Genomic DNA, 8977 nt, shown 5'->3' on the forward strand with positions numbered 1-8977 from the left:
CGGCGCACTCTAGATAGAGACTGTACCGGCACGGGAGGTTCCGCCGGCACCGTCGACATGCAGAAGCGATGCCTGCGATTGCTCCTGGCGCAGCTGGAACTCGAAGCGCGAACGGTCACCGCGGTGCAGTGCGATGAAGTACTCGATCGGGGTGCCGGCAGCATCACGACTGATGCTGCGCAGCCGCAACAGCGCCGACCCTGCGCTGACGTCGAGATGCTGGGCCTGATCGTGCGTCGCGACAGTCGCTTCGGCCGAACGCACGCCGTCGGTCGCCTGGATGCCGTTGTCTGCGAGCAGCCGGTAGAGGGATGCTTCGGACAGATCAACTCCGAGGCTGACAGCGCCGATGTGCTCGGGCATCCACGTCGTCGAATACGACCACGGCTCCCCGTCGACGTATCTTAGGCGCTCGAGCGCGATCACCGCAGAGCCCACCGGAATCTCGAGGGCTGCGGCGATCTCGGCGTCAGCATCCTCGCGCTCATGCCGCAGGATGTCACTGCGCACATGACCGCCGCGCCGCTCCACATCGTCGTAGAGTCCGATCAGCGTGTGCACCAGCGCCTCACTCGTGCGCGGACGTGACACGAAGGTGCCCTTGCCCTTGACTCGCTCGACCAGGCCCTCGTGTTCGAGCTGTGCGAGAGCCTGCCGTACGACCGTGCGCGAGATTCCGTAGCGCTCGCAGAGCCGGTGCTCGCCGGGGAGCGGGTCACCGGGCTGCAGCCCGTCGCGCTCAATACTGTCGATGATCAGCTGGCGCAGCTGGTCGTACATCGGCGCGGCGGAGCGCCGGTCGATCACGTCGTCGGAGGTCGCGGTCGGCTCCATTTAGTACGCCACCCCCGCGTGCAGGATGACGTTGGCGTAGGGCGCGAACTCGCCGGATCGCACGAATGCGCGAGCGGCGTGCGTGCGCTTTTTGAACTCGACGTGCGGGATCAGCTCGATCTCGATGTCGGGCAGTCGCTCGCGCAGCGCGGCGAGCACCTCGGGGCTGTGTTCGGCGACTTCGGCCGACACCGTCGCACCCTCGACCACCATCTCTGCGAGCACGGTGTCGAGGACATCGAAGAATGCTGGAGCACCGGGGCGGTAGGCAAGGTCGATCCGTTCGGAGCCGACCGGGATCGGGAGGCCAGCGTCGGTGACGACGATGAGGTCGGTGTGTCCGGTTTCGCTGATGACGCGTGAGAGCGCGGGATTGATCGTGGTTGCGGTTTTGCGCATGGGGGCTCCTGGTCAGACCCGGGATGCCACGAAGGCATCGACGTCGCAGCGGAGGGGAAGACTGGGCGATGCGCCCTGCTTGGTGACAGTCAAAGCGCCGGCAGCAGTGGCCAGGCGCACGGCGTCGGTCAGCGAAGCGCCGTTAGCGAGGGCCGCACCGAGGTATCCGGCGTAGGCGTCGCCGGCGGCAGTGGTATCGACGGCTTCGACCGGAAACGGCGGGACGATCTGGGCGCCCTCGGCGGTGACCACGCACGATCCCTGCTCGGCGAGCGTGATGACAGCGGCCTTCACACCCCGGGCGAGGAACCAGCGTCCGGCCTGCTCGGCGGTCGCGGCATCCGTCACGGCGATTCCACTGAGAACGGATGCTTCGGTCTCATTGGGTGTGACGATGTCGATGTTCTGCCAGACCTCGTCCGCCAGGGGCGCGGCGGGGGCGGGGTCGAGGATCACCGTCATGCCGTGCTCGCGGCCCCGAGCGGTGATGCGAGCGGTCAGCGTCGAGGGGGTCTCGAGCTGGGTGAGCAGCACCGATGTCGTCGGGGCGAGCGCTGCCAGGGCGGTGTCGATCTGAGCGGCGTCGAGTTCGGCGTTGGCGAGCGGAACCATCACGATGTCGTTCTGCGCCGAGGCGTCGACACGGATGTGCGCGATGCCGGTGGGGCCGGCGACCGTTCGCAGATGGGTGAGGTCGACGCCCGCATCGGTGAGACCATCCACGACGAGGTCGTGGAAGAGATCGTCGCCGACGCATCCGACGAAGCTCGTCGCGGCCCCGGCACGACCGGCGGCGACGGCCTGATTCGCGCCCTTACCACCGAGCATCAGCGTGAACTGGTCGCCGAGAATCGTTTCACCACGCGCGGGAAGGCGCTGAGAAAACGTCGTGACATCGGCGGTGACGCTGCCGACGATGACGACGCCGGTGCGCGCTGCTGAGGTCGCTGCGGAGGACGAGACGGTCATGGAGCTCCTGATCTTCTTTGACTTCGGTGAGTCCTGTCATTACATTAGCCGAATCCGCACCTGTAACGACAGGTTGCTCATCAGGAAGAGAACCCATGTCTGCTGTCGCTGCCATCTCCCCACGTCTGTACGTCGACAGCGCCGACGGCGAGCGGGTCTCCCGGCTCCTGAAGGCCGGTGTCGTGCACGGCGTGACGACCAACCCGACGATCCTCGAACGCGGTGGCCGCACTGCGGCCGAGATCCCCGAGCTCTACGCCCGGTGGGAGGCGGAGGGCGCTCAGGAGATCTTCTTCCAGACCTGGGGTGCTGACCGCGCCGCCCTGCTGGGCAACGCCGAAATGATCCGCGCGCTCGGTGAGCGGGTCGCGGTGAAGGTGCCAGCGACCGCCGACGGCTTCGCTGTCGCTTCTGCCCTGGTTCGCGACGGCGCGACGGTTCTCATTACCGCGGTCTATTCGGTTGCCCAGGCGCTCGCCGCAGCCAGCATCGGCGCGCAGTACATCGCTCCCTACCTCGGGCGGCTCCGGGATGCCGGAGTCAACGGCGATGCGCTGATCCCCGAGATGCAGGCGGTGTGTGCGGGCAGCGCAACGAACGTGCTCGCGGCCAGTCTGCGCTCAGCCGATGACATCGTCTCGCTGCGTCTGGCCGGTGTGCCGTACTTCACGGCCGCCCCCGACGTTCTCGACGAGGTGCTGTTCCACGAGGTCAGCGACAGCTCGGCTTCGGAGTTCGAAGCGGCCATGGGGCGCATCGGGGCGTGAGCTCGGCTCGCGGTTGCGGGCGCGGGCGCGGGTTGCGGGTTGTGCGGGTTGCGGGCGCGGCTGTGGCCGCAGGCCGCAGGCTGCGGGCGCGGGCGCAGGCGAGATGTCAGGCGGTCGCGGCCTGACGCAACCAGCGCTCGACCCCGGCGATATGCGCGGTCGAGAGCGACGTGGCCAGGTTCGGATCGTGCTGTGAGATGGCGTCCGCGATCGCGCGATGCTCGGAGAGAGTGCGTTCGACCGCACCCTGCTCGGTGAGGCCGCGCCATACCCGTGCACGCACGGTCTGTCCGCTCAGACTCTCGATGAGACTGGCCAGGTAGCTGTTGCCTGCCATGCGCACGATCTCGCGATGGAAGCGGATGTCGTGCTCGACCAGCTCGTCAATGGTGACCTCAGCCCCATCAATGCTCTCGAGTTCCTCGTGCAGAGCGCTGACCGCCTCGGGGGTGCCGAGGGTTGCGGCAAGGCCCGTCGCCTGCGATTCCAGCATCCGCCGCACCGCGAAGATCTCCAAGAGCGAGTCGTCATCGTGCATGTCGGCGACGAATGAGATCGCCTCCAGCAGCAGGTGTGGCTCGAGGCTCGTGACATATGTGCCGTCGCCGCGACGCACATCGAGCACGCGGATGACCTCGAGCGCCTTGACCGCTTCGCGCATCGAGTTGCGGGAGAGTCCGAGGCGCTCGGACAGTTCCTTCTCCGGGGGGAGTCGATCTCCGGGGGAGAGCTCTCCGGAAACGATCATCGCCTTGATCTTCTCGATCGCCTCATCGGTGACTGCCATGCTCGTCATCATGGCACATAGGTCGGATGTCTGGGGCAGGATGGACGCATGCGTGTTCTCGATTCACATCTGCACCTGTGGGATCCGTCTCGTCTTGATTACTCCTGGCTTGAGGGGCCGCTGCGCGCACGGTTCGGACCCGAGGAACTCGCCGCCGCTGTAGGCGGCATCGATGAGTCGCACGGGTTCGTCTTCGTACAGGCCGGCTCCGCCGAGGACCAGTACCTCGACGAGGTCGCGTGGGTCTCGTCGGTGGCTGAGCAGGTGAACGTGCGCGGAATCGTCGCCGGCGCACGGCTCGATTTGGGAGAGGCGACAGTGCGGTATCTGGATGCTGCCGCCGAGCATCCGCTCGTGGTCGGAGTGCGTCATCTGCTGCAGGGAGCGCCGGTGGGCCTGGCACGGTCTGTGGAATTTTGTGCCGGGGCGGCCGCGCTTGCCGAGCGTGGATTGACCTTCGACGCCTGCGTTCAGACGGTGCCGCAGCTGCGGGACGTCATTGACCTGGCGGCCGAGGTGCCGGAACTGCGGATCGTGCTCGACCACCTGGGCAAGCCCGTGGTCGGAACCGCTGCGGACCCGGCTGCGCCGGCGACCGAGTGGGTGGACGCCTTGGCGGCTCTGGCGCAGCATCCGCGGGTCTTCTGCAAGCTTTCGGGACTGCCAGCCGAGGCAGGAGGCGACTGGTCCGCAGGTCAGATGGAGCCGTTCCTGGATGCTGCGGCTGCCGCCTTCGGAGTGGAACGGCTGATGTGGGGCAGTGACTGGCCGGTGTCTGCGGTGCGGGCATCCAAAATCGACTCCGTAGCCATCGGTGCGTGGACCGAAGCTGTGGCATCCTGGGCCGGCGCCCGTGATCTCGACGTCGATGCGATTCTCTGGCGCAACGCCGAGCGGTTCTACGGGCTGGACTAGCCTCAGCCCGGCCGTGAACGCGGCGGTGGGTGTCGCAAATGGCCGCTCCGCGTGCGCGTGAGCGGCCATTTGCGACACCTGCCACGTGAGTCGCGGCCACTTGCGACCCCTGCGGGGCGACCGGCGCGCGGAGCGCTACTCGGCGCGCAAGCGCAGCTGCGCCATACCGCCGTCGACCTCGATGAATGTTCCGGTGGTGGAACCGGCTGCCGGGGACACCAGATACGCCACGGCGGCGGCGACCTCATCGGGGGAGACGAGGCGCCCGTGCGGCTGGCGAGCCTCGAGCGCCGCGCGCTCCGCAGCGGGGTCATCGGCCTGACCGAGCAATCGGCCGACCCACGGGGTATCGGCGGTGCCGGGGTTCACGGCATTGACACGGATGCCCTCACGCAGATGATCCGCGGCCATTGCACGGGTCAGTGCCGACACCGCGCCCTTCGACGCGCTGTACAGGGCGCGCTGCGGGAGTCCGGTGGAGGACGCGATGGATGCTGTGTTACACACCGCGGCGGCAGGTGATTTCCGCAACCACGGAAGCGCCGCAGCTGTCACGCGTGCGATGCCGGTGACGTTGACCGACAGCACCCGCGCCCACTCGTCGTCGTCGTTCGCGCTGATGTCGCCGACCGCACCGATACCGGCATTGTTGACGACGATGTCGATGCGACCGAACTTTTCAGCGACAGCTGCGACCGCAGCATCCACGCTCGCGCGATCCGAAACATCCGCGGCGAACGCGGCGAAGCGCTCATCCGCACCGGAGGGGTCGCGGTCGAGTACGGCGATCTCGGCGCCGTCAGCGTGCAGACGCTGCGCGATCGATGCTCCGATTCCGGATGCGCCGCCGGTGACGATGGCGACGAGCCCGGTGAGGTCGCGACCACTGGACCCGGTCATTTCTGAGCCTCCCACGCGACGAACTTCTGCTGCTGGCCGCCGAGTCCGTCGATCGAGATGTCGACGACGTCGCCGTCCTTCAGGTACGGGTATTTTCCGGACAGCGCAACACCCTGAGGGGTGCCGGTGAGGATCAGATCACCGGGCTCGAGCGTGACGTACTGCGAGAGATGGTGCACGATGACGCGCACGTCGAAGATCATGTCGGAGGTGTTCGAGTCCTGGCGAGGTTCGCCGTTCACGAAGCTCTTCAGGTTCAGGTTGTCGACGTCGACCTCGTCCGGGGTGACGAGCCAGGGACCGGTCGGGTTGAAGCCCGCCGCGATCTTGCCTTTGGACCACTGGCCGCCGGAAACCTCGATCTGGAATGAGCGCTCGGAGACGTCGTTGGCGACGACGTAGCCGGCGATGTGGTCATCCGCCTCATCCGGCGAATCGAGATACGCGGCGCGCTTGCCGATCACGATGCCGAGCTCGACCTCCCAGTCGGTCTTCTCGCTGCCGCGCGGGATCGTCACGTCGTCGTTCGGGCCGACGACCGTGTTCGGCGTCTTCAGGAACAGGATCGGGATCTTCGGCGGCTCGGAGCCGGATTCTGCCGCGTGCGCGGCGTAGTTCATGCCGATGCAGATGACCGCGCTCGGGCGGGCGATCGGGGCACCGATGCGCAGATCCGCGGCGCCTTCGAGCTCGGGGAGTTCACCGGCCGCGTGCGCGGCAGCCACCCGCGAGCGGAAGTCGTCGGCGAGAAAATCACCATTGACATCGGATGTCACCGCCCGTAGATCGAGGTGGCGATCACCGTCCACCAGGACGGGAATTTCGGATCCAGGGGCGCCAAGCCGCGCGAACTTCATGGTTCTCCTACCTCGTTGGGGAGCCGCCCGTGGACGGCACGTCTGATTGACAGTATAGACATCGGATGTTTACACTCCAAGAGGTCCGTGCAGAAACTTCGTGCTGCACCAGGAGAGGAATATCCCGTGAGCCGCATCGTCGCCCTCGACACCACCGACATTCGTTTTCCGACGTCGCTGAGCCTGGATGGCTCGGACGCGATGAACCCCGACCCCGACTACTCGGCGGCGTATGTCGTGATCCGCACGGATGCCGACGACGAGATCGCCGGTCACTCCTTCGTGTTCACCATCGGCCGCGGCAACGACGTGCAGGTTGCCGCGATCGATGCACTCGCTGATCACCTTGTCGGCCGCGAGATCGAACCGCTGCTCGACGACATGGGCACGACCTTCCGCGACATCATCGGCGACTCGCAGCTGCGCTGGCTGGGCCCGGAGAAGGGCGTCATGCACATGGCCATCGGCGCCGTGATCAATGCGCTCTGGGACATCAAGGCCAAGCGTGCCGGACTCCCGCTGTGGCAGCTGCTGGCCCGCATGACTCCGGAGGAGATCGTCGACCTCGTCGACTTCCGGTACCTGACCAATGCCCTCACTCGGGAGAATGCCCTCGAGATCCTGCGTGCTGCCGTCCCCGGTCGCGCCGAACGTGAGGCCGAGCTGCTGGCCACCGGCTACCCGGGCTACACCACCAGCCCCGGCTGGCTCGGCTACTCCGACGAGAAGCTCGAGCGCCTAGCCCGCGAGGCGCTCGCAGACGGATTCACCCAGATCAAGCTCAAGGTCGGTGCCGACCTCGACGACGACATCCGCCGTTTCCGCAAGGCCCGCGAGGTTCTCGGGCCCGACTTCCCGATCGCGATCGATGCCAACCAGCGCTGGGAGGTCTCCGAAGCGATCGAGTGGGTCCGCGCGCTCGCCGAGTTCAACCCGGCCTGGGTCGAGGAACCCACGAGCCCCGACGACATCCTCGGGCACGCGGAGATCGCCCGCGGCATCGCCCCGATCCGTGTGGCAACCGGCGAGCACGCCCAGAACCGCATGATCTTCAAGCAGCTGCTGCAGGCGAACGCCATCGAGGTCATGCAGATCGATGCCGTGCGCGTTGCGGGCGTGAACGAGAACATCGCCAACCTGCTCCTGGCAGCGAAATTCGGCGTGCCGGTCTGCCCGCACGCGGGCGGCGTGGGTCTGTGCGAAGCAGTGCAGCACCTGTCGATGTTCGACTTCGTCGCCGTCACGGGCACGCGCGAGGGACGCCTGATCGAGTTCGTCGATCATCTGCACGACCACTTTGTCGTGCCGACCGACATTCAGGGCGGTTCCTACATGCCACCCACCGCTGCCGGTGCCAGCATGGAGATGAAGGCCGAGAGCATCGCGAAGTACGAGTGGAAGGGTGCGCATGTCACAGACTGAGCTGCGCATCCCCGCGCTCGGGTACGGGGCGGCGAACGTCGGCAACCTCTTTCGAGAGCTGACGGATGACGAGGCCTGGGCGGTGCTGGATGCCGCGTGGGACAGCGGTGTGCGGTACTACGACACCGCTCCGCACTACGGGCTCGGACTCTCCGAGCGTCGCCTCGGGGCTTTCCTGCAGACGAAGCCGCGCGACGAGTTTGTCCTCTCCACCAAGGCGGGGCGTCTGCTGCGCCCGAACCCGGAGTTCGATGGTGGACTCGACACCGACAACGACTTTTTCGTGCCGAACACCCTGCAGCGGGTGTGGGACTTTTCGGATGCTGGCATCCGCTCATCCATCGAAGAATCGAAAGAGCGGCTGGGACTCGACCGGATCGATCTCGTTTACCTGCACGACCCGGAGCGCAACGACCTCGAGTTGGCGCTCGAATCGGCATTCCCGGCGTTGGAGCGGTTGCGCAACGAGGGGGCGATCGGCGCGATCGGCGTCGGTTCTATGGTCAGCGAGGCGCTGGCTCGATCCGTGCGCGAGGCTGATCTCGACATCATCATGATCGCGGGACGCTACACGCTGTTGGAGCAGCCGGCTGCGGCAGATGTGCTGCCAGCCTGTCGCGAACGCGGCACCGGTGTGGTCGCGGCATCCGTCTTCAATTCTGGGCTGCTGGCCAAGGCCGAGCCGACGCGCGACAGCCGCTACGAATACGGCGGCGTGCCCGAAGACGTCTGGGATCGACTGCAAAAGATCGTCGCGATCTGCCGGAGCCACGACGTGGCGCTGCCCGCGGCGGCGATTCAGTTCCCGCTTCGCGACGAGGTGACGCATGCGGTTGTGCTCGGCAGTTCCCGCCCCGAGCAGGTGCGACAGAACGCCGAGCTCGCAGCCGCTGCGATCCCCGAGGCGTTCTGGCTCGAACTCGCCGCCGAGGACCTGATCCCGGCGTGAACTCTCCGCTCCGGTCGCAAACTCTCCGCTCCGGTCGCAATTCATGTCGCTATTTGTCGGGCGGATTCATATGGTGGGAGCAACGCTCTGATTGAAGGAGCTGTTCATGGTCACGTTGTTTCCGCTGAGTGCGCGTACTGAGTTCGTTGATTTGGTGTGCACAGGCGTGTCAGTGTTC

Annotated in this window: 10 protein-coding genes; 4 read left to right on the top strand and 6 right to left on the bottom strand. The window is 66.5% G+C overall.

All coding sequences use genetic code 11. From position 1 onward, the window contains the following. Nucleotides 1-9: 9 nt before the first annotated feature. The 3 genes from ACSU1L_RS16075 to ACSU1L_RS16085 are packed head-to-tail and all read right to left on the bottom strand — an operon-like array spanning nucleotide 10 to nucleotide 2202. Entirely contained in the window at nucleotides 10-834 is an 825-nt protein-coding gene (locus ACSU1L_RS16075; RefSeq protein WP_438252824.1) for a GntR family transcriptional regulator, read from the bottom strand. Next, nucleotides 835-1233: a D-ribose pyranase gene (rbsD, locus tag ACSU1L_RS16080; protein WP_439256476.1), complete on the bottom strand. Its 399-nt coding sequence runs from the start codon at nucleotides 1231-1233 to the stop codon at nucleotides 835-837. 12 nt (nucleotides 1234-1245) lie between these two features. After that, a complete protein-coding gene (locus ACSU1L_RS16085; protein WP_439256477.1) occupies nucleotides 1246-2202 on the bottom strand; it encodes a ribokinase in 957 nt (318 codons plus the stop codon). A 95-nt stretch (nucleotides 2203-2297) separates the two neighbouring features. Here ACSU1L_RS16085 and ACSU1L_RS16090 point away from each other — a divergent pair, with 95 nt between their 5' ends. Beyond that, nucleotides 2298-2969 (top strand): transaldolase family protein, encoded by a 672-nt coding sequence (locus tag ACSU1L_RS16090; protein WP_439256478.1) that lies wholly within the window; start codon nucleotides 2298-2300, stop codon nucleotides 2967-2969. A 106-nt stretch (nucleotides 2970-3075) separates the two neighbouring features. Here the strand turns inward: ACSU1L_RS16090 and ACSU1L_RS16095 are convergent, their stop codons facing one another. Next, nucleotides 3076-3756, bottom strand: coding sequence for a FadR/GntR family transcriptional regulator (locus ACSU1L_RS16095; protein ID WP_439256479.1), 681 nt, complete (start codon nucleotides 3754-3756; stop codon nucleotides 3076-3078). A gap of 48 nt (nucleotides 3757-3804) precedes the next feature. Between ACSU1L_RS16095 and ACSU1L_RS16100 the strand changes: the two genes are divergently transcribed. Beyond that, nucleotides 3805-4671 (top strand): amidohydrolase family protein, encoded by an 867-nt coding sequence (locus ACSU1L_RS16100; RefSeq protein WP_439256480.1) that lies wholly within the window; start codon nucleotides 3805-3807, stop codon nucleotides 4669-4671. Between the two features lie 135 nt (nucleotides 4672-4806). Here the strand turns inward: ACSU1L_RS16100 and ACSU1L_RS16105 are convergent, their stop codons facing one another. Together ACSU1L_RS16105 and ACSU1L_RS16110 are read right to left on the bottom strand one after the other, a co-directional pair. Further along, entirely contained in the window at nucleotides 4807-5571 is a 765-nt protein-coding gene (locus tag ACSU1L_RS16105; RefSeq protein ID WP_439256481.1) for an SDR family NAD(P)-dependent oxidoreductase, read from the bottom strand. Beyond that, a complete protein-coding gene (locus tag ACSU1L_RS16110) occupies nucleotides 5568-6428 on the bottom strand; it encodes a fumarylacetoacetate hydrolase family protein (protein WP_439256482.1) in 861 nt (286 codons plus the stop codon). The genes ACSU1L_RS16105 and ACSU1L_RS16110 overlap by 4 nt, the downstream gene beginning before the upstream one ends. A gap of 126 nt (nucleotides 6429-6554) precedes the next feature. Between ACSU1L_RS16110 and ACSU1L_RS16115 the strand changes: the two genes are divergently transcribed. Further along, nucleotides 6555-7850: an L-fuconate dehydratase gene (locus tag ACSU1L_RS16115; protein WP_439256483.1), complete on the top strand. Its 1296-nt coding sequence runs from the start codon at nucleotides 6555-6557 to the stop codon at nucleotides 7848-7850. After that, nucleotides 7837-8799, top strand: coding sequence for an aldo/keto reductase (locus ACSU1L_RS16120; protein WP_439256484.1), 963 nt, complete (start codon nucleotides 7837-7839; stop codon nucleotides 8797-8799). The genes ACSU1L_RS16115 and ACSU1L_RS16120 overlap by 14 nt, the downstream gene beginning before the upstream one ends. Nucleotides 8800-8977: the final 178 nt, after the last annotated feature.

Origin of the sequence: Microbacterium sp. A94 (assembly GCF_051842855.1) — a bacterium.
Taxonomy (GTDB): Bacteria; Actinomycetota; Actinomycetes; order Actinomycetales; family Microbacteriaceae; genus Microbacterium.

What these genes read in the sequence shown, in the direction of transcription:
- ACSU1L_RS16095 (WP_439256479.1), bottom strand. Translation starts at nt 3,756, where the DNA reads ATGGCAGTCACCGATGAGGCGATCGAGAAGATCAAGGCGATGATCGTT.
- ACSU1L_RS16105 (WP_439256481.1), bottom strand. Translation starts at nt 5,571, where the DNA reads ATGACCGGGTCCAGTGGTCGCGACCTCACCGGGCTCGTCGCCATCGTC.
- ACSU1L_RS16085 (WP_439256477.1), bottom strand. Translation starts at nt 2,202, where the DNA reads ATGACCGTCTCGTCCTCCGCAGCGACCTCAGCAGCGCGCACCGGCGTC.
- ACSU1L_RS16110 (WP_439256482.1), bottom strand. Translation starts at nt 6,428, where the DNA reads ATGAAGTTCGCGCGGCTTGGCGCCCCTGGATCCGAAATTCCCGTCCTG.
- rbsD (WP_439256476.1), bottom strand. Translation starts at nt 1,233, where the DNA reads ATGCGCAAAACCGCAACCACGATCAATCCCGCGCTCTCACGCGTCATC.
- ACSU1L_RS16120 (WP_439256484.1), top strand. Translation starts at nt 7,837, where the DNA reads ATGTCACAGACTGAGCTGCGCATCCCCGCGCTCGGGTACGGGGCGGCG.
- ACSU1L_RS16100 (WP_439256480.1), top strand. Translation starts at nt 3,805, where the DNA reads ATGCGTGTTCTCGATTCACATCTGCACCTGTGGGATCCGTCTCGTCTT.
- ACSU1L_RS16090 (WP_439256478.1), top strand. Translation starts at nt 2,298, where the DNA reads ATGTCTGCTGTCGCTGCCATCTCCCCACGTCTGTACGTCGACAGCGCC.
- ACSU1L_RS16075 (WP_438252824.1), bottom strand. Translation starts at nt 834, where the DNA reads ATGGAGCCGACCGCGACCTCCGACGACGTGATCGACCGGCGCTCCGCC.